The sequence below is a fragment of the Leifsonia poae genome (assembly GCF_020009625.1).
GTDB classification, from domain to species: domain Bacteria; phylum Actinomycetota; class Actinomycetes; order Actinomycetales; family Microbacteriaceae; genus Leifsonia; species Leifsonia poae_A.
Genome location: NZ_JAIHLP010000002.1, coordinates 3,058,064 through 3,082,702 on the forward strand (window position 1 = coordinate 3,058,064; position 24,639 = coordinate 3,082,702).

A 24,639-nucleotide genomic window follows, 5' to 3' on the forward strand; every position below is an offset into this window, starting at 1 on the left:
TCGGGGTCAGTGGTCGCCGCGGGGCGGGCGCAGGCGGGTCTCTTCGGCGTCGAGCATGGCCTGGGCCTGGGAGAGGATGCGCGAGGGGTATGCGCCGCGGCGGCGCGCGTCGAGGAGCTTCTCGCGTTCGGCATCGACGACCGCCAGCCGCAATTGGCGGTACACCCGGTGCGGCGTCTCCGCGGCGGAGTCGGCCTCGCGCGAGCGCTCCCAGGCCGACTCGGCGCGCAGGAACGACGATTGCCGCACCCGTTCGATCACGTCGGGGTCGACCCTTTCGGTCGCGCCGATCACCTCTTCAGGGTCTTCGAGCACGGTCAGGCCCGCGAAGCTGATCTCGTCCAGCAGGGTGGCGAGCTCGCGGCGGTCCTCCGAGGTGTCGATGCCCTGGATGCCGAGCAGGCGGATGAGGGCGGGCAGCGTGCCACCCTGCACCACGAGGGTGACCACCGCCACGATGAAGGCGATGAGGATGAGCTGCGAACGGTACGGTGTGCTGCTCTCGGGCAGGGATTGGGCCGCGGCGAGAGTGACGACGCCGCGCATACCCGACCAGCTGAGCACGACGCCGCCGCGCCAATCGATCTCCTCCCGGCGCATCTGCTCCAGGTCGAACCGCCGCCGATCGTACGCGCGTTCCGCGCGTTGCCAGCGTTTCGCCTGCCAGCGCCAGCGTTTGGGGGTCTGCGAGAAGTACTGCAGGGCCAGCCATTGTCGCAGGGTGGTCTTCTCCGCGTGCTGCGCTCGCAGCCTGAGCCCGAGCACGAGCGGGCCCATCCAGAGGAACCGCAGCACGACGAGGGCGAGTGTTGCGAGCAGTCCGAGCGCGACGGTCGTTCCGAGGTCGAGGATTCCCGAGTCTTCGTTCACATGCTCGATCAGCGTGCGGATCTCCAGCCCGATCAGCAGGAAGACGCTGTTCTCGAGCAAGAACTGGATGGTGCGCCAATTGATGCGGTCGCTGATCCGGGCCTGCGCCGAGAACGCCGTCGAACTGGCGTGCCCGGTGTAGAGGCCGGCCACCACGACGGCCAGAACACCGGATGCGCCGAGCGCCTCGGTCGGCATGAAGGCGATGAATGGCACGGCGATCGAAATCGCGGTGTCGAGCACCGGATCGTTGAGTTTGGAGCGCACGAACACGGTGACGAACCCGGCCACGAGTCCGACCGCGACGGCGACGATGACGGCGAAGAAGAAGTCCCAGACCGTCTCCCACGGGCTCAGCAGCCCGCTGGCCGCCGCTGCTGTGGCGGAACGCAGCAGCACCAGGGCGGTGGCGTCGTTCACCAGACCTTCGCCCTCGAGCACGGTGAGCAGCCGCGGGGGCAAGCCGAGGCGACGGCCCACCGAGGTGGCGGCGACCGCATCCGGAGGGCTGATGATGGCGCCGAGCGCGATGGCGGCGGCGAGGTTGAGGTCGGGCAGCAAGGTGAAGAGCAGGAAGCCGGTTCCGAAGGCGGTGACGATGACGAGCACGACGGAGAGGCTCGTGATGGTGCGGAAGTTGCGGCGGAAGTCGCCGACGGGAACGCTGATCGCCGCCGCGTAGAGGATCGGCGGCAGGAGCCCGTCGAGAATCCATTCGTGCGGCACCTCGACCTCGGGGACGCCGGGGAGGTAGGAGATTCCGACGCCGACGATCACGAGGATGATCGGGGCTGCGACCCCCAAGCGCTTGGAGAAGTAGGCGACCGCGACGATCACGGCTATGCCGAGAACCGCATATACACCGAGCTCCATCTCTCCAGGTTATCGAGAATATCGGCCCGGAATTGCCGCGATGTCGGCTTGTTTCCGGGCTTTCGGCATCGAATCCTGCAAGGTCTTGCGTGATTACGCAAGAAGTTGCGCGGCCGGGTGAGTGTTCCGATGCCGGTCGTGTCACCCGCGCCCGCCGGGCAGTGACCGGCCAGGCGTCCGGATGCGGCTCGGCCGCGAGCTCCGGGCTGCCCCCGCGCTCGGCGCCTCACTGCTCTCTGAGAGGGTTCACAGGGCCCTGTCCGCGCAAGCGCACGCAAGCGTGAGCAAATCGCTTGCGTATTATTTAGTTCTTGCGTCATTCTGTCGAAAACCGTACATTTGCCTCCAACAAGCACTCTGATCCGAAAGACACCCGGCATCGTCGCCGCCCGCGGCGCGATTCTGCAAGAAAGGCTCCGCGTGGACCAGCCCATCGTGGCCGACCGGCTCGCAGCGACGACCGATCGCCCCTCCCACACCCCTCCGACCCCGGCGGCCGGCGACCCGTTGTGGTGGCGGAGCGCAGTGATCTACCAGATCTACCCGCGCAGCTTCGCGGATGCGAACGGCGACGGCATCGGCGACCTCGCCGGCGTGCGGGCGCACCTCGGCTACCTCAAAGATCTCGGCGTCGACGCGATCTGGTTCACGCCGTGGTACCTGTCCCCGCTGGCCGACGGCGGTTACGACGTGGCCGACTACCGAACGATCGACCCCGCCTTCGGCACCCTCGCGGAGGCAGAAGCACTGATCGCGGAGGCGCTGGCGCTCGGCATCCGCACCATCGTCGATGTGGTGCCCAACCACGTCTCCGACCAGCACGAATGGTTCCAGGCGGCCCTGCGGGCGGGGCCCGGCTCCCCGGAACGCGAACGATTCTGGTTCCGGCCGGGCGGTGGACCGAACGGCGACGAGATGCCGAACAATTGGGTGTCCAACTTCTCCGGAGACACCTGGACGCGCACGACCAACCCCGACGGAACACCGGGGGAGTGGTACCTGCACCTGTTCACGCCCGAACAGCCCGACCTGAACTGGAACCACCCGGATGTGCGTCGCGAGCACGAAGACATCCTGCGGTTCTGGTTCGACCGCGGCGTCGCCGGAGTGCGCATCGACTCGGCCGCGCTGCTCGTGAAGGATTCGGACCTGCCCGAGGTCCCCGAGCATCCCGCCGCGGGCGAGCACCCCAACACCGACCGGGACGAGCTCCACGACATCTACCGCGGCTGGCGCGCCATCGCCGACTCGTATGAGGGCACGCGGGTGCTCGTCGGCGAGATCTGGCTGCCCGACATCGAGCGTTTCGCCAAGTATCTGCGGCCCGACGAGCTGCACACCGCGTTCAACTTCGACTTCCTCGCCCGCCCGTGGGATGCGGCCGAACTGCGCGACTCGATCGATTCGACGCTCGCCGCGCACGCCCCGGTGCACGCCCCCTCGACCTGGCTGCTCTCCAACCACGATGTCACCCGGCCGGTCACCCGGTTCGGCCGCTCGGATTCGTCCTTCGCCTTCGTGAAGAAGCGGGTCGGCACTCCCACCGATCTGGCGCTCGGCACCCGCCGGGCTCGGGCGGCCGCGCTGCTCACCGCCGCGCTCCCCGGTTCGCTCTACCTCTACCAGGGCGACGAGCTCGGACTGCAGGAGGTGGAGGATCTCCCCGCCGACCGGTTGGAAGACCCGATGCACTTCCGGTCGGGCGGCGTGGACCCCGGCCGCGACGGCTGCCGGGTGCCGCTGCCCTGGAACGGAATCCGGCCGCCGTTCGGCTTCAGCCCCGCGACAGCGCAGCAGCAGCCGTGGCTGCCGCAGCCTGCCTCCTGGGCATCGCTCACGGTGGAGGCGCAGCGCAGCGACCCGAGCTCGATGCTGTGGCTCTACACCCAGGCGCTGCGTCTGCGTCGCGAGGAGGCCGCGCTCGGCGACGGGCCGTTCGCCTGGCTTCCCAGCCACCCTGGCGTCCTCGTCTTCGCCCGCGGCGAGCGGTTCACGAGCGTGACGAACCTCTCCGCCGCCGCCATCGCGCTGCCCGCCCACGACGGCGTGCTCCTGAGCAGTTCGCCGTTGCGCGACGGCCTGCTTCCCCCCGACTCCACGGCGTGGCTCCGCACACAGCGCGAGTCGCCGGAGAACCGCGTCTGAGGTATCGCAAGACGCACCACTGCACCATCACAAACCGAAAGGAACCGACAATGAAGTCCTTCAAACCCCGAGGGGTACGCAGCAAAGCCCTCGCGATCGGGCTGGTGACCGCAGCCGGCGTCGCGATGCTGAGCGGCTGCTCCGACAGCGGCTCCAGCACCGACAACGGGAAGGTCAACCTCGTCGTCGCCCCGGTGCTGCCCGGCGCGACCGCCGATGCGCTCAAGACCCTCGCGTCGCGCGTCAAGCAGTTCGAGAAGAAGTACCCCGACATCAACGTGAAGGCCATCGAGTACCAGTGGACGGGAACGACCTTCGCGGCCGAACTCGCCGGCGGCACTCTCCCCGATGTCTTCAACGTGCCGTTCACCGACTCGAAGACGCTCGCCAACAACGGTCAGCTCGCCGACATCACGAAACCGTTCAACGAGACGTCGACCGCCAAGAAGTGGAACAAGAACGTCCTCGATGTGGCGACCGGGAACGACGGCAAGGTCTACGGCATCCCGTGGGGTCCGTATGCCATGTCGCTGTCGTACAACCGCGACATCTTCAAGCAGGCCGGCCTCGACCCCGACAAGCCGCCGACGACCCTCGACGAGATCGAGCAGGACGCCAAGACGATCTCTGAGAAGGTGCCCGGCGTCGCCGGCTACATGCAGATGACGAAGGGCAACAACGGCGGCTGGGAGCTCGCGACCAACACGTACTCCCTCGGCGGCCGGCTCGAGTCGGTCGGATCGGACGGCAAGGTCACCGTGAACACCGACAACGACCAGACGAAGCAGGCGCTGGCCTGGCTGAAGAAGCTGCGGTGGGACGACAACTCCATGGGCAGCAACTTCCTCTGGGACTGGAGCGGCATCAACCAGGGCTTCGCCTCCGGCAAGATCGGCATGTACATGAGCGGCTCCGACGTGATCGGCTCGCTCATGCAGGCCAACGGCTTCGACCCGTCGAAGTACGGCGTGACGACCTTCCCGGTCGACAGCTCGAACGACAAGGCCGGGATCCTCTCCGGCGGCAACGTCGACGTGGTGAACGTGAAGGACACTCCGGCCCAGGTGGATGCGGCCGTCAAGTGGATCGACTTCTACCGCACGCAGCCGCAGATCAACCAGAGCGACGCCGTCACCCTGGCCAAGGCGAACAAGGCAGGCAACCAGGCGGTCAACGCCCCGACCCTTCCGCTGTTCGACAAGGAGACCTGGCAGAACTACCAGAACTGGATCAAGCCGTACGCGAACATCCCGGCCGCGAACATCAAGCCGTTCACCGATGGGATCTTCGACCAGAAGATCGTTCCTGAGCCTTCGGCCCACACGCAGGATCTGTACGGAGCGCTCGACGCCGTCGTGCAGGCTGTCCTGACCGACAAGAACGCAAACGTCGACACCCTGCTGAAGGGCGTCGACACGAAGATCCAGGCGCTCATCGACGCCGACAGCAAGTAAGTCACTCCCGGCTCCGGGCCGACGGCGAACAGCCGCCGTCGGCCCGGAGCCGCCCCACCGAAAGTCGACACACCCATGACGACCTCACCCGAACTCGCGGCCCCGCCCCGGCCCCGTCAGAAGCGTCGCCGCACACCCGTCACCTGGGTGCAGCGCGGCGGGTTGACGACCCTGCTCTTCCTGCTGCCCCTTCTCGTCATCTTCGGAGTCTTCTCCTGGTCGCCGATCGTGCAGTCGGTCGTCATGAGCTTCCAGAAGACGAACCTCGTCACCCCGGCGGTCTTCGTCGGCTGGGACAATTTCGTCGCGGTCTTCAACGACCCCGTGTTCTGGATCGCCGTCAGGAACACCGGCTACTTCGCTCTGCTCGCCCTCATCATCGGCTACCCCATCCCCCTGATCGCCGCCGTCGCCATGAGCGAGGTGCGACGGATGCGGGGGCTGTTCAGCGTTCTCGCGTACCTTCCCGTCGTCATCCCGCCGGTCGTGTCCGTGCTGCTCTGGAAGATCTTCTACGACGCGAGCCCGACCGGGGTCTTCAACACCATCCTCAGCTGGTTCGGCATCCCGCCGCAGCCGTGGATCCAGGACTCGCTGACGGCGATGCCCTCGCTCGTGCTGCAGGCGACCTGGGCCGGCGCCGGGAGCACCGTCATCATCTACCTGGCGGCGATCACCAGCGTCTCACCGGAACTGTACGACGCCGCGGAGGTCGACGGCGCCTCGATCTGGGGAAGATCTGGCACGTGACCATGCCGCAGCTGCGCGGCATCCTCTTCATCACGTTCATCCTGCAGATCATCGCGACCGCGCAAGTGTTCCTGCAGCCCTACCTCTTCACGGGCGGCGGTCCGGCCAACTCGACGACGACGATCCTGCTGCTCATCTACCAATACGCGTTCACGAACAGCCTCGGCGGCGCGTACGGGCAGGCCACAGCGCTGAGCCTGATGCTCGCCGTGTTCCTCGCCGTGCTCTCGATCGTCTACTTCCGACTCACCGCCCGATGGAGCGACAATTGACCACCACTGCCCCCGCCCAAGAACTCCCCGTGGTCGAACCCGCCTCAGCCGTGACGACACCCCGGCGCCGCCGCGACCGCAAAGTCGACCCGGATGCCGACCGCCGCATCCTGTCGGCCACCGACTGGCGTCGCCCCCGCATCCGCATCACCACCAGCGCGATCCACACCCTGCTGCTCGTGTTGCTGGTGCTGGTCGGCCTCTTCCCCCTGCTCTGGCTGCTGAAGGCAGGGGTCACGCCCACGCAGGACACGCTGATGACCCCGATGGCGCTCTTCCCGCACGGGTTCGCGTGGGACAACGTGGCCAAGGCGTGGAACGACGTGCACATCGGCGACTTCTTCTTCAACACCATCGCGCTCGCCGCCGGCGAGTGGGCGGTGCAACTCCTCGTCGCCACCACCGGCGGGTTCGCGCTGTCGATCCTGCGCCCGAAGTACGGGAAATTCCTGGCCGGGCTCGTGCTCGCCACCCTGTTCGTGCCCGCCGTCGTGCTGCTCGTCCCGCTGTACCTGACCATCCTGCATCCGCCGCTCATCGGGCACTCTCTCATCAACACGTTTTGGGCGGTCTGGCTGCCGGCGGGGGCGAGCGCGTTCAATGTGGTGCTCGTGATGCGCTTCTTCGACAACCTCCCGCGCGAAGTGTTCGAAGCGGCGCGCACCGACGGGGCCGGCACCTTCCGCCTGTTCTGGTCGATCGTGTTGCCGATGTCGAAGCCCATCATCGGCGTCGTCTCGGTGTTCGCCATCAATGCCGCGTGGGCCGACTTCCTCTGGCCCAACCTGGTGCTGACCGACATCGGCATCCAGCCGCTTTCGGTGCGTCTGCCCCAGATCCAGTCGAGCACCGACCTCGGCGTCTATCTCGCAGCCCTCGGCATCGCCACGCTGATCCCCGTCGTCATCTTCCTCATCTTCCAGCGCACCTTCCTGCGCGGGGGCGGGCTCGGCGGCGCAGTCAAAGGCTGAGGTCGCGCCCGGATGCCGTGAGCGGTGGAGGCTCACAGCCCCCGGGCGACCCGTTCGTCTCCGCATAGCCCCAACCGGCCCGCCGAATCAACCCGCGCTCGCTCCTTTGCGTCAGATGACGCTCGGAGACCCTTCGTGACACACCTCTGTCGACGCGCCGAGACCCTCATCGGCATGCTCGTGGAACGCTCCTGCACCCGTCGGGGCGTCACACAGCATCGGCTGTCCGCCCTCCGGCGCAGCCGCACGAAAGGTCAGCAGAGTGTCACGAATCACACGAACGAGATGGGTCATCGGCACCGCGACGGCTCTCGCCGCAACGGCGCTCCTCGCCGGATGCGCCACCGGTGCAACCGGCACGTCCGCCTCCTCAGGCGATGGCACCCCGGTCACGGGCGGCACGCTCGTCTACCTGGAGCAGCAGGCGCACACGAACCTGTATCCGCCGTCGGGAGGGTTCTACCCCAACGGTGGCATCCTCAACCAGATCACCGACAAGCTGACCTGGCAGGACCCGCAGACCCTCAAGGTCGAGCCGTGGATCGCCACCAAATGGACGGTCAACGCCGACAACACGAAGTACACGTTCACGATCCGCGATGGAGTCACGTTCTCCGACGGCACCCCGCTCGACGCCAACGCGGTCGCGAAGAACTACGACACCTACGGACTCGGCAATCCGGCGCTCAAGCAGCCGGTCTCCGAGGTGTTCAACAACTACGACCACAGTGAGGTCGTCGACCCGCACACCGTCAGCTTCTTCTTCAAGAAGCCCAGCCCGGGCTTCCTGCAGGGCACCTCGGTGATCGGAGCCGGCCTGGTCTCGCTGAGCACGCTCGCCAAACCGTTCGACGCGCTCGGCTCCGCGACGAACATCGTCGGCTCCGGGCCGTTCGTGGTCGCGAAGGAAGACCTCGGCAAAGAGGTCGACCTGAAGGCCCGCACCGACTACCGGTGGGGTCCCGAGGCGTCGAAGAACCAGGGCCGCGCCTACCTCGACGGCATCAAGTTCATCGTGACCGGGGAGGACAGCGTGCGGATCGGTTCGCTGCTCTCGGGGCAGGCGGATCTCATCCGCCAGGTGCAGGCCTACGACGAGAAGCAGGTGGAGGCACAGAACTTCACCGTATATGCTGCCCCCACCCGCGGTGTCAACGACAGCATCGCCTTCCGTCCCGACAACCCTCTGGTGTCGGATGTACGCGTTCGCAGGGCGCTGCTGAAAGCGACCGACTCGAAAGAGATCGTGGACACGCTCTTCTCGAATAACTACCCGCAGGCCAAGTCGGTGCTCGCCGCCAGCGCCGCCGGCTTCATCGACCTCTCCGCCGAGCTCAAGCCCGATGTGAAACAGGCCAAGCAACTGCTCGACGAGGCGGGTTGGAAGGTCGGAAGCGACGGCATCCGGCAGAAGGACGGAAAGAACCTCGAGCTCACGGTCTACGAATCGCTGCCCCAGCCGCAGAACAAGCAGGTTCTCCAGCTTGTCGCCCAGCAGTGGGAGAAGGTGGGAGTGAAACTCGACGTGCTCGCCGGTGACGCCGGAAGCGCGACCGCCGACAATGCGGACGCCCAGAAGACCCCGCTCGTGGTGGCCGAAGTGGGTCGGGCCGACCCGGACGTGATCAAGAGCCAGTTCTACCCGAAGAACCGTGATGCTCTGCTGCAGAAGGGCGGGCTCAGCCCCACCGCGACGTTCGAAGACACCACGCTCAACAGCCTCCTCGAGGCGGAGACGACACAGGTGAATCGCGACCAGCGACTGAAGGACACCCAGGAGGTGCAGAAGCACCTGATCGATCAGGCGCTCACCATTCCGTTCTTCGAGGAGCCGCAGGTCTTCGCCGGTGCGCCGTACGTCAAGGGTCTGGGCTTCGAGGCCGTCGGCCGCCCCAGCTTCTACAACACCTGGCTGGCCAAGCACTAGCCGACCGAGGATGCGCGGGGCACGGCCGTCGGGCCGGGCCCCGCACATCCGCACCCCACGAAAGGACGAACCACGATGCTCCGCTACATCGCCGGCCGGGTCGGTCAGGCGGTCCTCGTGCTCTGGGCTGCGTTCACAGTGGCCTTCGTGCTGCTGCAGGCGCTGCCCGGTGACGCCGTGCTCATCAAGTTCCAGGGCGGCGACCTCGGTCTGAGCCCCGAGCAGCTCGCCCAGATCCGCGCCTCGTACGGGGCGGACGAGCCCGTCGTCGTGCAGTACCTGCACGCCCTCGGCAACGCCGTCACCGGCAACTTCGGCTACTCGATCCAGCAGGGCGTGCCGGTCGCCGACCTGCTGCGGGCGAACCTCCCGTCGACGGCCGCGCTCGCGGGCCTCGGTTTCCTGCTCGCCGCGGTGATCGCGGTGGCGGTCGCGTTCCTGTCGACGCTCTCGCGGTTCGGCTGGCTGCGATCGGCGCTGCAGTCGTTGCCGTCGCTGTTCATCTCGGTGCCGACCTTCTGGCTCGGCATCACGCTGATCCAGGTCTTCTCGTTCCGGCTGCACCTCGTGCCCGTCATCGGCGGCAGCGCCGTGCAACAGCTCATCCTGCCTGTGATCACTCTGGCCGTGCCGATCTCGGCGCCGCTGGCGCAGGTGCTGGTGCGCAGCATCGACCAGGTGAACACGCAGCCTTTCGTGGCGGTCGTGCGGGCCAAGGGCGCCTCGGCCTCCTGGGTGCTCTGGCGGCACGTCGCCAAGAACGCGGTGCTGCCGACGCTCACCATCGCCGGTGTGCTCTTCGGCGAGCTCATCGCCGGCGCGGTCGTGACCGAGACGGTGTTCGGCCGCAACGGGATCGGGCGGCTCACGCAGGCCGCCGTCGGTGGGCAGGACACGCCGGTGCTGCAGGCGGTCGTGTTGCTGGCGGCCCTCGTCTACGTGGTCGTGAACCTGATCGTCGACCTGCTCTACCCCGTTCTCGATCCCCGCCTGGCACCGCACTCCGGTCGGGTGCGAGCGGTCGCGGCGGCGCCGCGCATCACCGAAGGAGCCGCCGCATGACCGCCGCCGACACCGCTCTGATCGCCGGAACGACCGCGCGCCGCGCTCTCTCGTTGCGGGTGCAGCCCGGGCTCCTCATCGCGTGGCTGCTGGTGGCTGTGGTGATCGCCTGGGCGATCGTGCCGTGGCTGTTCACCGGATACAGCGGCACTGTCGGCGTTCCCCGCGACAAACTGCTGCCCCGGGCGCGGAGCACTGGCTCGGCACGGATGAGCTCGGCCGCGACCTCTACGCGCGCATCGTCTACGGCGCGGTCAACTCGCTCGCCGGCGCGTTCGTCGCCGTGACGGTGGGACTCGTCCTCGGAACGGCCCTCGGCCTCGTGGCCGGCTCGGTCGGCGGCGCCGTGGATGCGATCATCGGCCGAGTCGTGGACGTTCTGCTCTCCATCCCCGGCCTGCTGCTCTCGCTGTCGATCATCATCCTGCTCGGCTTCGGGACGATCAACGCGGCGATCGCCGTCGGAATCACCTCGGTCGCCTCGTTCGCCCGCCTGTCGCGGGCCGAAGTGGTTCGCGTGCGGGGCAGCGACTATGTCGAGGCCGCGTTCGGGTCGGGCGGACGTTTCGGCGGTGTGCTGCTGCGGCACGTGCTGCCGAACTCGGTGGGGCCGGTGCTCGCCCTGACCGCGCTGCAGTTCGGCACCGCGATCATCGCGATCTCGACGCTCGGATTCCTCGGGTACGGCGCCCCACCGCCGACGCCGGAGTGGGGTCTGCTCATCGCCGAAGGGCGCAACTACATCGCGACGGCCTGGTGGATCACGACGTTCCCCGGCATCGTGGTCGTGCTCATCGTGTTGTCCGCCAACCGCATCAGCCGCTCGCTCAGCGGCGCAACCCGCAGGAGGACCCGATGACGCTGCTCGAAATCCAGGACCTGTCCGTCTCCTACGCCACCCGCGCGGGAACTCAGCGTGTCGTCGAGAACGTCTCGCTGGCCGTGGAGGCAGGCGAGGTCGTCGCCCTCGTCGGCGAGTCCGGTTCCGGCAAGAGCACGACTGCACACGCCGTTCTCGGCCTCCTCGCCGACAACGGGCGCATCGACGGCGGGCGGATCCTGCTGAACGGCACGGACATCGCCGGCTGGTCGGACCGCCGGCTGCGCGGCATCCGCGGCACGCGCATCGGGCTGGTGCCGCAGGATCCGGGCAGCTCACTCGACCCGGTGAAGACCATCGGCTCGCAGGTGGGGGAGGCGTTGCGCATCCACCGCCGGGGCGGCGACCGTGCCGGGGTGCGGGACCGCGTTCTCTCGCTACTGACGCGCGTGGGGCTGGACGATCCGGCCCGGCGCGCGAAACAGTATCCGCACGAGCTCTCGGGCGGCATGCGGCAGCGCGTGCTCATCGCGATCGCCATCGCGCTCGAGCCGGACCTGATCATCGCCGACGAGCCGACCAGCGCGCTCGACGCCACCGTGCAGCGGCGCATCCTCGATCTGCTCGACGATCTGCGGGAGGAGTTCGGCACGGCCGTGCTGTTCGTCACGCATGATCTGGGTGTGGCCGCCGACCGATCCCAGCGCATCGTGGTGCTGAAGGGCGGGGAAGTGCAGGAGCAGGGCGGGACCGCCGACGTTCTCGCCTCGCCCAAAAGCGCGTACACGCGCACCCTTCTCGCCAACGCACCCGCCCTCGCGCAGCCGGGTTTCCGCACTCCGCACGCCCCCCTCTATCTGCGGGATGCGGGGGGCGTCGCCTCCGAAGATCCGTACGCCATCCGGGTCTCGAACCTCGTCAAAGAGTTCGGTTCTTCCGGCCACGGCCGTTCAGCGTTCCGCGCGGTCGACGATGTGAGCTTCGACGTGCGCCGAGGGTCGACGCACGCCCTGGTGGGGGAGTCCGGGTCGGGCAAGACAACGACGGCGCGGCTCGTCGTGCGACTGGCAGAAGCCACCGCGGGCACCGTGCTGGTCGACGGTGAGGACGTCGGGGCGCTGCGCGCGCGGCAGGTGCGGGAGCTCAGGCGCCGCATCCAGCTCGTCTACCAGAACCCATTCGCCTCGCTCGACCCCCGGCAGAGCGTGCGCGACATCGTCGCCGAGCCTCTGCGGAACTTCGGCATCCTCGACGACCGGGACGCGCGCCGCCGGCGTGCTGCCGAACTCGTCGACCGCGTCGCGCTGCCGGCGGAGATCCTCGGCCGGCGACCGCGAGAGCTCTCCGGCGGGCAGCGACAGCGGGTCGCGATCGCCCGGGCACTCGCCGTCGAACCCGAGGTGCTCGTGCTCGACGAGGCCGTCTCAGCGCTCGACGTGACGGTGCAGGCGCAGATCCTCGCGCTGCTCGACGGCTTGCAGCGCGACCTGGGGCTGACCTACCTCTTCATCTCGCATGACCTGGCCGTGGTGCGCGCCATCTCCGACACCGTCTCGGTGATGCGCACCGGGCGGGTCGTCGAGAGTGGCACGACCGAACAGATCTTCACCGCTCCCGGGCACGAGTACACACGGGAGCTGCTCGCCTCCGTGCCGCGGGGGAGAGCAGCGCGGGTGTCGAGCGATCCGGCGGATGCCGACCGCTCGCTGACCGCCGCCGCATCAGACACGCCCGAACTCGACACCGCCGATTCCGTATCCGCTCTGACAGGAGTCACCGCATGACCGCCCGCCGACTCGGCTTCTTCTCCCGCCTTCTCGACGACGCCGGCCCGGGGGAGCGGTACCGGCTGGCGACGGAGCAGATCGTGCACGCGGAGCGCCACGGCTTCGAATCGGCGTGGGTTGCGCAGCACCACTTCCACGAGAGCGAGGGTGGCCTGCCTTCGCCGCTGGTGTTCCTCGCCCACGTCGCGGCGCGCACCTCGCGCATACGACTCGGCACCGGCATCATCACGCTTCCGCTCGAGAATCCGGTGCGGGTCGCCGAGGACGCCTCGGTGCTCGACCTGCTTTCGGGCGGTCGGCTGGAGGTCGGGCTCGGGTCAGGGGGCACCCCTTCCTCGTTCTCCGCCTTCGGGCAGCAGAGCAGCGCCCGGTCGGCCGTGTTCGCCGACCATCTTGCGACGCTGCGCTCCGCCTGGGCGGGCCGCCCGCTCGGCGACGACGACAACACGCTCTACCCCGCCGCGCCACAGCTGGGCGAACGCATCTGGCAGGCGACCTTCTCCGCCTCGGGTGGCACTCGGGCCGGAGCGGCCGGCGACGGCCTGATGCTGTCGCGAACCCAGCCGCGCACCGAGGATGCGCCGAACGCACGGCTCGACGCACTGCAGAACCCGATCATCGACGCCTACCTCGACGCCCTGCCGCCCGGCGCCGCACCGCGGATCGTCGGATCGCGCACGGTGTTCGTCGGCGACGACCGGGCCGAGGCGCGGCGGCTCGCCGAGCGCGGTCTGCGCCGGGTCGTCGATCACTTCCGGCAGGTCGGGCAACCCGTCGCCGATGGGACGCTCGACGACCTCATCGCCGGCTTCGATGTGCACGTCGGGACGGCCGATGAGGTCGCGGCCTCACTGGCGGCCGACACCGCGCTCGACCGGGCGACCGACATCGTCTGCCAGGTGCACTCGATCGATCCGCCGCATCCGTTCGTCCTGCGCTCGATCGAACTGCTCGCCGCCGAGGTCGCCCCGGCGCTCGGGCTGACGCTCGCGACCGCACGGGCCTGAACATCATCCCTCTTCTCACGCTTCGTCCGACACCGACCTTGGAGACCCATGACCGCCACACCGCCCGACATCATCGACCAGCTGACCGGCACGACCCCGGATTCCGCGGTCGCCGCCCTGCGCGAACAGCGCCCGGAGACCAGGCGTAACGCCCAGTCGAGCTATGACGCGCTGTTCGAGCCCGCCTTCCCCGGCGAGGTGACCGCAGTCGAACGCTTCGCGATCGCCGCCTTCGTCGCCGCTCTGCACCGGGATGCGGTGCTGGTCGCCCACTACGATGGCGGGCTGCGGCGGTCGCTCGCCGAGGTGGGGGAGTCCGCTGCCCTCGCCGAGACCGTGGCGGCCGAGGCACAGCGCACAGCGGCGACCGGTCCGTTCGGGCGCTACGCGCCGGCAGCTCTCGCCGGCGAGAGCACCGACGGACTTCGTGCCACCGTCGCGCCCGAGGTGCGCGTGGTGGTCGGTGATCGTCTTGCCGCTGCCCTCGACCACACCCACCTGCTCGTGTTCCGGCCCCGCGAGGCGGATTCGCGGGCGCTGGAGACGCTGCTCGCGGCTGGCTGGTCGGCAACCGACATCGTCACCCTGTCGCAGCTGGTGTCGTTCCTCGCCTTCCAGACGCGCGTGGTCGCCGGCCTGCGGGTGCTCTCGACCAGCGCAATCGCCCCGACCGCAATCGCCCCGGCCGCTGCCACCCCGACCGCCGCCACCCCGGCCGCTGCCACCCCGACCGCCGCCACCCCGACCACCGAGAACGGACGCTGACATGACCGAACAGACGACACTGCCCGAGATCATCGCCTACCCGGAGCTCGACCGTCCGGAACGGTTCACGCAGGAAGCGCTCGGCTGGGTCCCCTGGCTGCCTCCGTTCCCGGCCGACGAGCTGACCGAGCGCCACTTCGAGGGGTTGGTGGACGCCTCCCGCGCCGCATCGCCGTACTTCCTCCTGCTCGCCCGCGACCCCGACATCCTGGGCGCGCGCACGCGCACCGACAAAGACATCTTCTACAACACCAAGTCCGGGCTGCTGCGGGGCGACCGCGAGCTGTCGGCCGCAGCCACGAGCCGGTACAACGGATGCGTGTTCTGCGCATCCGTGCACTCGCGGTTCGCATCGCACCACTCGAAGCGCACCGACGATGTCCAGCGTCTGCTCGACGAGGGCGTCGGCGCCGATCTCGGTGAGCGCTGGAATGCGATCGTCGCGGCCTCCGTCGCGCTCGCCTCCACCCCCATCGCGTTCGCGTCCGAGCACGTCGACCGTCTGCGCGCGGCCGGCCTCGGCGACCTGGAGATCGCCGACGTCATCCACGGCGCGGCCTTCTTCAACTGGGCGAACCGCCTCATGCTCTCCCTCGGCGAGCCTGAGGCGCCTGCCGCCCCCGCCGGCGCGGTCGAGTAGGCGCGGCGCCGTGAGCACCGCATCGCCGCTCGTCAGCACCGGGTGGCTGGCTGACCATCGGGACGGCGTCGTCGTGCTGGACGCGACCGTGCTGCCCGTCGTCGCCGACGGTCGCCTCACCTGGGAGAGCGGGCGCGCCCGTTTCGAGGAGGGGCACATCCCCGGCGCGCGCTTCGCGGACGTCCTCGAGACGTTCAGCGACCCCACCGGCCGATACGCCTTCACCCGGCCGACCGCGGGCCGGTTCTCGGCCGCGGCCGAGTCGGTCGGTGTCGGCGACGGCACGACGGTCGTGGTCTCCGACGGGGCCGCCGGCAATTGGGCCGCCCGCCTCTGGTGGCTGTTCCGCTCGTTCGGGCACGACCGGGTATTCGTGCTCGACGGCGGCTCGCAGAAGTGGCGCGCCGAACAGCGGCCCGTCGAAGCGGGCGCGGGCGGTCCTGTCCCACCGGTGACGTTCACCGCCGAGGAACGCCCGGGCTTCTGGGCAGACAAGACGACGGTGGCGGACGTGGTGGAGGGGCGCGAGAACGCCACCCTGATCTGCGCCCTATCGCCGGCCGAGTTCAGCGGCGAGACCGGTTTCCGGCCCCGCCGGGGGCACATCCCGGGCAGCCTGAATGTGCCGGCAGGCCGGCTCGTCTCCCGGGAGACCAACGCGTTCCTCCCGGCGGCCGAGCTGCGTGAACTCTTCGCGGACGCCCTCGCGGCACCCGACCCGATCGTCACCTACTGCGGCGGAGGCATCGCGGCGGCCTCGGATGCGCTCGCGCTCGCCATCGTCGGCCGCAACGACACCCGTGTCTACGACGGCTCCCTCAACGAGTGGGCCGCCGACGACCGCCTCCCCCTCGCCTGAGCCGGGAACCACCCGACGGAAATCGGGTGGTTCCCGGCTGGGAGGAATGAGCGGTCAGGGAACGGTTTCGAGGGCCAGGTGCGTGTTCTCGGGGAGGGGGAGTCCGAGGTGTTCGCGAAGGGTGCCTCCCTCGTACTCGGTGCGGAACAGGCCGCGGCGCTGCAGCTCGGGCACGACCCCCCGGGTGAACGCATCGAACTGTTCGTGGAGGAACGGGGTGAGCACATTGAAACCGTCGACAGCCCCCGCCGTGAACCACGACTCGAGATGGTCGGCCACCTCTCGCGGGCTACCGACGACGGCGGCCGCCGGGATCGCGTGGGTCGCGATGAGGTGGCGGAACGTGACCGGCCGTTCCCCATCGATGCGCCGTCCCGCCCGCGACTCGACGAGCTCGACCAGACGCTGCCCGGCCTCGGTGAAGCGCCCCGCCACCGCGGCGGGAACAGTATCGTCGACGGCGTAGCCGTCGAGCGGGAGGCCGACCGCCTCGCCCAGAGCGCCGAGCGACCGATTCGGCGGGAAGGATTCGCTCTGGGCCAGCAGGGAGCCGTCAGCCACCGGGACGAGCCGGAGCAGCTCGTCGAAGATCGCCTGCGCCTCGGCCCGGGTCGGGGCGACGACCGGGAGCACCGGTGTGACCACCTTCAGGTCATCGGCCGACCGTCCGGCGGTGACCGCCGCATCCCGGAGTCCGCTTCGCACCTGCACGGCCGCCTCCAAACCGGGTGCCGCGACCAGGGCGAGATCGGCGGCCTCGGCGGCCAGCCGGCGCGAGCGAGGCGAAGTGCCGGCGTGCACGATCGGAAGATGCCCCTGGATGGGTCGAGCCACGTTGAGCGGACCGGTGACGTGCACATGAGGGCCCACAGCATCCGTGCGGTGCAGCCGCTCCGGGTCTATGAACTGCCCGGCGGCTTGGTCGAGCACGAACGCCTCGTCCTCCCAGCTGTCCCAGAGCCCTGTGAGCGCTGTGATGAACTCGGTGGCCTGGTCATAGCGCTGGTCGTTCGGGGCATGCGCATCCCGACCGTGGTTGCCCGCCGCCCGAGGCTCGGCGCCGGTCACCAGGTTCAGCCCGGCGCGGCCGCCGCTGAGCCGGTCGACGGAGGCGGTCAGCCGCGCGAGCGTGTACAGGTCGAAGTAGGTGGTGTTCGCCGTCGCGATGAGGCCGATGCGCTCGGTCACTCCGCTGAGGTGCGTGATAGCGCTGATCGGGTCGATGCGGGCGAGCAGGTAGGGGTCGCGGAACTCGAGGTCGTGCCCGGTGGCCAGCCAATCGCCGAAGAAGATGTAGTCCAGTTTTGCGGCCTCCGCCGCTCGTGCGGTCCGGCGCAGAACAGCCGCGTCGTCGAGAGGGTTGCGGTGGGCGCCCGGGTACCGCCAACCGGACGGGTACGCGCCCACGGCGCGGAACATCGCGCCCAGGATCAGGTGTGTGGTCATGCTGGTGACCGTACTGAGCCCGCGCGTCGGTGCGTCGGACCGTCGACATGCGGCGCAACCTGCCGTCATCGATGACGGCTGTGCTTGACTTCGGAGGGTTCTCCCCGGTCGGACCGATACTGTCGAGGGTCTGCCGGCCGGGGTCGCCTCATCGATCCCGCCGTGCCCTGCGAAAGCCGCACGCCCGCGTTAGGAGCATCGATGTCCCTGCCAGAAGACCGTCCTGTCTCGCACCGCTCGAAACCACGACGACGACTGCGACGCCGGATCATCCTCGGTGTTTCGAGCGGTCTCGCCGTGCTCCTCATCGTGACAGCCGGGTTCGCGATCGCCACCTATCAGGAGGTGTCCTCCGGCATCCACCGGTCCACGTTCAGCCTGCCGAGCGCCTCCGCGAAGCCTGGGGTGGCGCAGAACACCGGGGAGACGAACATCCTGGTGATGGGTCTGGACAGCCGCGTCGATCAGAACGGCAAAGCGCTGCCCGAAGTGCTCTACAACGCTCTACGGGCCGGGGACCAATCCGACGGCGGTTACAACGCGAACGTGCTGATGCTCATCCACATCCCGGCGAACGGCGGCAAAGCGGTCGGCATCTCCATCCCCCGCGATGACTACGCGGAACTCGCCGGCACCCCGGACGGCGTCAGTAAATCGAAGATCAAGGAGGCGTATGGTCTCGCGCTCGACGAGAAGCTGCGCGAACTGAAGAACGCCGGCGGGATGAGCGACGAAGACGCCTACCAGGCCGCCCGCGCCGCCGGCCGACAGACGCAGATCGCGACCGTCTCCCAGTTTCTCGGCGGTGTGCCGATCAACCACTTCATCGAGATCACGATGGCCGCCTTCTACACGGTCGCGCAGGCGGTGCAGCCGGTCACCGTGTGCCTCAACCATCCCACCCAGGACAGGTACTCGGGGGCTGACTTCGCTGCCGGGCGCCACGAGCTGACCGCCGAGCAGGCGATGAGCTTCGTCCGGCAGCGGCGGGACACCGGGCCCACCGACCTCGAACTCACGGACTTCGACCGCACCCGGCGGCAGCAGGCGTTCATGGTGTCGCTTGCATACAAATTGAAGCAGGCGGACACGTTCACGAACTTCGGAACGATGCGCTCCCTGATCGACACAGCGAAGCAGTACATCGCGCTCGACCAAGACTTCGAACTGCTCAGCTTCGCGCAGCAGGCGGCCAGGCTCGCCGGGGGCAACATCAGCTTCACGACGCTGCCGATCGACCGGTTCGAGCGCATCGACGGCAAAGACGTCAACGTCGTCGACCTCGATGCGGTGCGGGCCACGGTCAAGCGGCTGCTGGAGCCGCCGGCCCCGACCACCGATCCGCCGAGCGCGCCGGCCTCGCCCGCGCCGCCGGGCACTCCGGCGTCACCCGCGACCCCACCGGCCACGGGAGCGCCCAATGTGTACCACGATTGGAAGACCCCGCTCGAATCCGGTGCCATCCCGTGCGTGAACTGAGCATGCGCTCGACACGGCTCTCTCTCGGCCGCGTGCTGCGCGCGGAGACGCGGGACTTCTATGTGCTCCTCGGTTTGACGCTCTTTCTGGTGATCTTCGGGCTCGTGATGGTGTTGTCGTCGTCGTCGGTCGAGTCGCACCACGACTTCGGCGACTTCTACGCCCGGTTCGCCTCGCAGGGCGGTTTCGCCGTGATCGGCGTGGTGCTGATGCTGATCGCTTCGCGGCTTCCCGCGCGATTCTGGGAGCGCACCATCTGGGTCTTCCTCGGTGTCGCCTGCCTCTTGCAGATCATCGCGCTGACGACGCCGCTCGGCGTGAAGATCGGCGACAATACGAACTGGCTGCGCATCGGTCCGATCGCCGGCCAGCCCTCGGAGGCCATCAAACTCTGCCTCGTCGTCTGGCTCGGAATCGTGCTCGCACGCAAGCGGCACGTGCTGCACGAGTGGCGGCAGCTGGCCGTTCCGATCCTCCCGGTTGCGGGCGGGTCGATTCTCCTGGTCGTTCTCGGCGGCGATCTCGGCACGACGGTGATCATGGCGGCGTTCGTGCTCGGGGCCCTCTTCTTCGCCGGGGCGAGGCTCAAACATCTCGGTGTCGCGGTGGCGACGGTCTCGGTCGCGGCCGTGCTCATCGCCGTTTCGAGCGAGACCCGCCGTGGTCGTATCGCCGCCTTCTTCGGGGGCACCAGCGCGGTGAACCCCGATGTCGATTGGCAGCTGAACAACGGACACTACGCGCTGGCCTCCGGTGGGGTCTTCGGCGTCGGCCTCGGCAACTCCCACTCCAAGTGGTCGTGGCTGCCGTCGGCAGACACCGACTTCATCTTCGCCATCATCGGTGAAGAGCTCGGTCTCATCGGTGCTCTTCTGGTGGTCTTGCTGTTCGGGATGCTCGCCACGGTGCTCGTGCGGATGACGATGCGCACTGGAGACCCGGCGGCGCGGGTGACCACCGCGGCGATCATGGTCTGGCTGATCGGTCAGGCATTCGTGAACATCGGGGTGGTGCTCGGGCTGATCCCGGTGCTCGGCGTGCCCCTCCCACTCGTGTCGGCGGGTGGAACGGCGCTGGTCAGCTCCCTGATCGCGGTCGGGATCGTCCTCTCGTTCACCCGCCGGTCGGGCGACGGGCGAACGCCGATGGCCGCGGGAGGGCCGCCCACATTCAGCGGCGGAAGTGCATAATCCAAGAAGCAATCACTGTTGGCGCAAATGAATCCGAGTGCCTACGATCGACGGTGACGTCTTCGATCGAAAGGCATGACATTGCAGTTCAGGTATTTGGGCAACTCCGGTTTCAAGATCTCCGAGATCACCTATGGCAACTGGCTCACGCACGGCTCGCAGATCGAGAATGACATCGCCTCCTCCTGTGTTCGAGCGGCCCTGGATGCGGGGATCACGACGTTCGACACCGCCGACGTCTACGCGAACACCGCGGCCGAGACGGTGCTCGGGGCCGCGCTGAAGGGGGAGCGTCGTCAGTCGCTCGAGATTCTCACCAAGGTCTTCGGACCGACCGGGCCGAAGGGCCACAATGACGTCGGCCTCTCCCGCAAGCACATCATGGAGTCGATCGACGGTTCGCTCTCCCGACTGCAGACGGACTACGTCGATCTGTACCAGGCGCACCGTTTCGATGTCGAGACCCCGCTCGAAGAGACCATGCAGGCTTTCGCCGACATCGTGCGACAGGGAAAGGCGCTGTACATCGGCGTCAGCGAATGGACGTCCGACCAGCTTCGTGCCGGCGCGGCCCTCGCCAAAGAACTGAACGTCCAGCTGATCTCGAACCAGCCGGAGTACTCGGCACTGTGGCGCGTCATCGAGGCGGAGGTCGTGCCGACCTCGGTCGAGCTCGGCATCTCCCAGATCGTCTGGTCGCCGGTGGCGCAGGGCGTGCTGAGTGGCAAATACCTTCCCGGCGCCGCCCTTCCCGAGGGGAGCCGGGCGACCGACCGACGAGGTGGAGCCGACGCCGTCTCGCGCTGGCTCACCGAAGACGTCCTCACCCGGGTGCAGGAGCTGCGGCCGATCGCCGCCGAGCTCGACCTCACGCCGGCCCAGCTCGCCGTCGCCTGGGTGCTGCAGAACGACAACGTCGCGACCGCGATCATCGGTGCATCCCGCCCCGAGCAGGTGACCGAGAACGTGAAAGCGTCTGGCGTCGTCATCCCGGCCGAGCTGCTCGCCCGCATCGACGGGATCCTCGGCGACGTCATCGAACGCGACCCCGCGCACACCGCAGAGCGCTCACCGAAGACGCGCGAGGCCTGAGCCGAAGCGTTCCCGCAGCACCGTGAGAGCCATCTGGCGGTCGGCGGTGGCACCGGCCTCGTGCCCGGCGCCCGGCCACTCGCGGAGGGTCACCGGCGCGGCGTAGGCCGAGGCGGCCGTGCGGGCGGTCTGCGGTGGGCAGATCTGGTCGTCCAGTCCCGCCGAGATCCATCCCGGCGCCGTCGCATGCCGGGCGGAGGTGACTCCGTCGACATAGGAGAGGGTGCGGGCGACCGTGTCGGCCCGATCGGGATGCTCGGCCAGGTAGTCGCGCAGGTCGGTCCAGGGCCCGCTCGTGGCGAGTCGGAGTGCCTGGGGAGCATCGGTCAGGAATGGCGCCTGCGCGAGAACAGCTATGAGGTCGGGCACGATTGCGCCGATGCCGAGCGCGATCCCCCCTCCCTGGCTGTTGCCGATCATGGCCACCCGGGTCGGGTCGACTCCGTCGAGGCTCCGGAGTACGTCGACGGCCCGTGCGGCATCGACGAAGACGCCCCGATAGTACGAACGTTCGGCGTCTGTGATCCCGTCGAGGAGGTGCCCGCTGCTGCCGCCGCCCTGGCCGTGCGTGTTCACGATGAGGTGGGCGTAGCCCGCGGCCGACCAGGTCAGGTCGTCGATCGGGCTGAGCCTGCCCGCGCCGTAGCCGTTGGCGTGGAGTACCGCGGGGAGGGGGCCGGCGCGGTGTAACGGCAGCCTCAGCCAGCCGCGCACGGGCCGTCCCCCCGAACCGCGGAAGGTGACGTCGAACACCTCGATCGCGGTCAGCCCGGTGTCGACCCTAGTGAGGTCTGTCGCCAGGGGGAAGCGTCGTGCCTCATCCATCGCCGTCGCCCAGAATGCGCGGTAGTCGGCCGGGGTCGGCAGAGGCTCGCGTCCCAGCGGGGCGACGGCAGGAGGGGACGTCATCGAGATTCTGACTTCCTGCTACTTCTTCACGGTGTACTGGAACACGTCGTGGCCGCGCGGTTGCGTCAGGGCAGACGGACGAGGTCGAACAGCATCGCTTGCTGGGGGTTGAGAGTGGGCATCGGAACTCCGGCGACCGCGAGGACCGATCCGGGGATGGTCACGCCATCCGGGTGCAGCGCCTCCGCGATCCACGACGGATCGGCGCTCTGGTGGCGGCTGGCCGGGCCGAACTCGTTCCGGATGCGCACGGAATAGCGGGCATCGGCGGCGAGACCGGGGAACCGCACCCGGCCGGTCTGGCCGGGCGCCGAGGTGGTGAGGCGGGCCCAGGTGTAGAGCGCGCGGGCATCGTCGTCGGCGATGATCCCGGAGAGCACGGTGGCGTCGTCGGCGAGGTCGGCGTTGACGACCCGGCCGGTGTGGATGAGGCTGCGCAGCTCGCGATAGACCGCCCCCCACCCGGCGATGCGTTCGAGCTCGTCGTCGTCGGCCTCCTGCAGATCCCACTCGATCCCCGCGTGGGAGGTCAAGGCCACGATCAGCCGGAAGGAGAGATCTGTGCGCCGCGAGGTCGTGTGCGATCGTGCGGCGCCGAGGTGCGAGCCGATGAGTTCCGGTGGAACGAGCATCCGGGTCCAGCGTTCGATCTGGAGACGTTCCACCGGATCGTTGCAATCCGAGGCCCACACGCGATCGGTGCGGTCCAGGATGCCCAGATCGACCCGGCCGCCGCCGCCGGAGCAGGTCTCGATCTCCAGCCGGGGGTGCCGCGCCCGAAGCGTGTCGAGCATCCGGTAGAGGGCGACCGTCTGCTCGTGCACCACGGGGTGGTCGATCCCGGCGGAACCGCTCACCGGCTCCGACAGATCGCGGTTGTGGTCCCATTTGATGTAGTCGATGCGGTACTCCTCGACGATCGTGCTGATCTGCGCGAGGACGTGCTCGTACACCTCGACCCGGCTCAGGTCGAGGACGTACTGGTCTCGCGCGGTCGCGCCGAGCGCTTGACGCGGCCCGAGCACCCACTCCGGATGCGCGCGCGCGAGGTCGGAGTCGAGGTTGATCATCTCCGGCTCGAACCAGATGCCGAACTGCATCCCGTGGGAGCGGACGAGCTCCACCAGCGGGGAGAGCCCATCGGGCCAGACCGATCGGTCGACGAACCAGTCGCCGAGGCCTGCGTTCGCGTCGCGGCGCCCGTGGAACCACCCGTCGTCGAGCACGATGCGTTCGACTCCGACGCGGGCGGCGCGCTCGACAAGGGCGGTCAGCCGGTCGAGGTCGTGGTCGAAGTAGACCGCCTCCCACGAGTTCAGCGTCAGGAGGCGTGGGGTGGCGGGGTGGCCCGGACGCGCGCGCAGCCGACGATGCAGACGACTCGCGATCCCGTCGAGTCCGTTCGCCGACCAGATGAAAAGCGCTGTGGGTGCGGTGTAACTGTCGCCGTCGCCGAGGGTGATCTCTCCAGGGCGCAGCCCCTCTCCGACTCCGATGGTCGCTGAGAAGGGGCCCGCCCCTTCGGTGAGCCTCTCGACGAGGTACTCCGCGTCCCCGCTCCAGGCGAGGTGGGTCGCCCACGCCTCCCCCCGACCGAAAGACAGGTCTTCCGTGCCGGCGACGACGAGGAACGGGGCATCGTGGCCGGGCTTCCCGCGCCGGGCCCGGCGGACATGGCTGCCGAAGAAGATCGGCCCGCGCTGCGGGGCGCGCTCGCGGCACCACTTGCCGGTGAAGTCGAGGATCTCGACGGCACGGTCGGGCACGGGGAGGAGCACTCGCAGGGCGTCGAGTGTGTAGGGCGTGGCGGCCGTCTCGGGGGCGAGTGAGGCATCCCGGGTGACGGTGATGCCGACGGCGAGCACGCCGAACGGGTCGAGGTCGAGCGTCATCGTGGAGCGCAGGGCGGTGATCTCGTCGACCAGGTCGATCTCGATGACTCCGCCGTTCTCACCGTCTGGTCGGTGGCGGACGGCAACGGTCTCCGGTCGCGGGGTCGTCGCGGAGCCGGCGGCGTGTCCTTCTTGGGCCGGGGTGCCCGCCCATCCCTCGAACTCGGTCGGCCACAGGCTGAAGGCGCGGGGGAGATCCGGTGAGTTGTTGAGGACGGCTGGTCCGGCGGTCTCGCTCAACGCCTGCGCTGTCTCGCCGTCGAGGGGTCCGAGATCCGCTCCCCAGTGCAGCACACGCGGCACTCGCCTCGCCGTGTCGATGACGAGAGACGTCCCTGAAGCGCGCAGGGAAACGACGCCGCCGTAGTCGTCAGGCATTGAAGAGCTCCTCGTGGGTCAGTTACTTGACAGTGACAATTAACCATGTCT

General features: G+C 68.7%; 17 protein-coding genes and 2 pseudogenes. 15 read left to right on the top strand and 4 right to left on the bottom strand.

Translation table 11 applies throughout. The annotated features are described in order from the left end of the window. Positions 1–6: 6 nt before the first annotated feature. Positions 7–1,743, bottom strand: coding sequence for a cation:proton antiporter (locus K5L49_RS15425; protein WP_223694089.1), 1,737 nt, complete (start codon positions 1,741–1,743; stop codon positions 7–9). 507 nt (positions 1,744–2,250) lie between these two features. Between K5L49_RS15425 and K5L49_RS15430 the strand changes: the two genes are divergently transcribed. The 12 genes and pseudogenes from K5L49_RS15430 to K5L49_RS15485 all read left to right on the top strand — a co-directional run bounded on the left by K5L49_RS15430 (position 2,251) and on the right by K5L49_RS15485 (position 16,202). Then, entirely contained in the window at positions 2,251–3,888 is a 1,638-nt protein-coding gene (locus K5L49_RS15430) for a glycoside hydrolase family 13 protein (RefSeq protein WP_223695313.1), read from the top strand. A gap of 50 nt (positions 3,889–3,938) precedes the next feature. Then, positions 3,939–5,342: an ABC transporter substrate-binding protein gene (locus tag K5L49_RS15435; RefSeq protein ID WP_223694091.1), complete on the top strand. Its 1,404-nt coding sequence runs from the start codon at positions 3,939–3,941 to the stop codon at positions 5,340–5,342. Between the two features lie 75 nt (positions 5,343–5,417). Further along, a pseudogene (locus K5L49_RS15440) lies at positions 5,418–6,364 on the top strand (carbohydrate ABC transporter permease). Then, a complete protein-coding gene (locus tag K5L49_RS15445) occupies positions 6,361–7,335 on the top strand; it encodes a carbohydrate ABC transporter permease (protein ID WP_374107691.1) in 975 nt (324 codons plus the stop codon). Before K5L49_RS15440 ends, K5L49_RS15445 begins: the two are co-directional and overlap by 4 nt. Before the next feature lie 262 nt (positions 7,336–7,597). Continuing rightward, positions 7,598–9,262: a TIGR04028 family ABC transporter substrate-binding protein gene (locus K5L49_RS15450; protein WP_223694093.1), complete on the top strand. Its 1,665-nt coding sequence runs from the start codon at positions 7,598–7,600 to the stop codon at positions 9,260–9,262. Positions 9,263–9,337: 75 nt separating this feature from the next. Further along, on the top strand, positions 9,338–10,324 hold the full coding sequence (locus tag K5L49_RS15455) for an ABC transporter permease (RefSeq protein ID WP_223694094.1): 987 nt from the start codon (positions 9,338–9,340) through the stop codon (positions 10,322–10,324). Further along, a pseudogene (locus K5L49_RS15460) lies at positions 10,321–11,183 on the top strand (ABC transporter permease). The gene K5L49_RS15455 and the pseudogene K5L49_RS15460 overlap by 4 nt, the downstream one beginning before the upstream one ends. Then, on the top strand, positions 11,180–12,928 hold the full coding sequence (locus K5L49_RS15465) for a dipeptide ABC transporter ATP-binding protein (RefSeq protein ID WP_223694096.1): 1,749 nt from the start codon (positions 11,180–11,182) through the stop codon (positions 12,926–12,928). Before K5L49_RS15460 ends, K5L49_RS15465 begins: the two are co-directional and overlap by 4 nt. After that, the gene (locus K5L49_RS15470; RefSeq protein WP_223694098.1) at positions 12,925–13,938 is read left to right on the top strand and encodes a putative FMN-dependent luciferase-like monooxygenase; all 1,014 of its coding nucleotides are present in this window, start codon (positions 12,925–12,927) and stop codon (positions 13,936–13,938) included. Before K5L49_RS15465 ends, K5L49_RS15470 begins: the two co-directional genes overlap by 4 nt. A 48-nt stretch (positions 13,939–13,986) precedes the next feature. Next, a complete protein-coding gene (locus K5L49_RS15475) occupies positions 13,987–14,703 on the top strand; it encodes a CMD domain protein (RefSeq protein WP_223694100.1) in 717 nt (238 codons plus the stop codon). Position 14,704: 1 nt separating this feature from the next. Continuing rightward, a complete protein-coding gene (locus K5L49_RS15480) occupies positions 14,705–15,343 on the top strand; it encodes an alkylhydroperoxidase domain protein (RefSeq protein ID WP_223694102.1) in 639 nt (212 codons plus the stop codon). A gap of 10 nt (positions 15,344–15,353) precedes the next feature. Continuing rightward, positions 15,354–16,202: a sulfurtransferase gene (locus K5L49_RS15485; protein WP_223694104.1), complete on the top strand. Its 849-nt coding sequence runs from the start codon at positions 15,354–15,356 to the stop codon at positions 16,200–16,202. 54 nt (positions 16,203–16,256) lie between these two features. Here K5L49_RS15485 and K5L49_RS15490 read toward each other — a convergent pair whose 3' ends face one another. Next, complete coding sequence (locus K5L49_RS15490; RefSeq protein ID WP_223694106.1) at positions 16,257–17,648, bottom strand: NtaA/DmoA family FMN-dependent monooxygenase; 1,392 nt, start codon at positions 17,646–17,648, stop codon at positions 16,257–16,259. Between the two features lie 201 nt (positions 17,649–17,849). Here K5L49_RS15490 and K5L49_RS15495 point away from each other — a divergent pair, with 201 nt between their 5' ends. The 3 genes from K5L49_RS15495 to K5L49_RS15505 all read left to right on the top strand — a co-directional run bounded on the left by K5L49_RS15495 (position 17,850) and on the right by K5L49_RS15505 (position 21,409). After that, positions 17,850–19,127: an LCP family protein gene (locus K5L49_RS15495; protein WP_223694107.1), complete on the top strand. Its 1,278-nt coding sequence runs from the start codon at positions 17,850–17,852 to the stop codon at positions 19,125–19,127. Beyond that, positions 19,115–20,317, top strand: a complete 1,203-nt coding sequence (gene ftsW, locus K5L49_RS15500; RefSeq protein ID WP_223694109.1) for a putative lipid II flippase FtsW — start codon at positions 19,115–19,117, stop codon at positions 20,315–20,317. Before K5L49_RS15495 ends, ftsW begins: the two co-directional genes overlap by 13 nt. A gap of 81 nt (positions 20,318–20,398) precedes the next feature. After that, complete coding sequence (locus K5L49_RS15505; RefSeq protein WP_223695315.1) at positions 20,399–21,409, top strand: aldo/keto reductase family protein; 1,011 nt, start codon at positions 20,399–20,401, stop codon at positions 21,407–21,409. Here the strand turns inward: K5L49_RS15505 and K5L49_RS15510 are convergent. After that, a complete protein-coding gene (locus K5L49_RS15510; RefSeq protein ID WP_223694110.1) occupies positions 21,386–22,318 on the bottom strand; it encodes an acetylxylan esterase in 933 nt (310 codons plus the stop codon). The two genes, K5L49_RS15505 and K5L49_RS15510, sit on opposite strands and share 24 nt — an antisense overlap. Positions 22,319–22,383: 65 nt before the next feature. After that, a complete protein-coding gene (locus tag K5L49_RS15515) occupies positions 22,384–24,588 on the bottom strand; it encodes an alpha-galactosidase (RefSeq protein ID WP_223694112.1) in 2,205 nt (734 codons plus the stop codon). Positions 24,589–24,639: the final 51 nt, after the last annotated feature.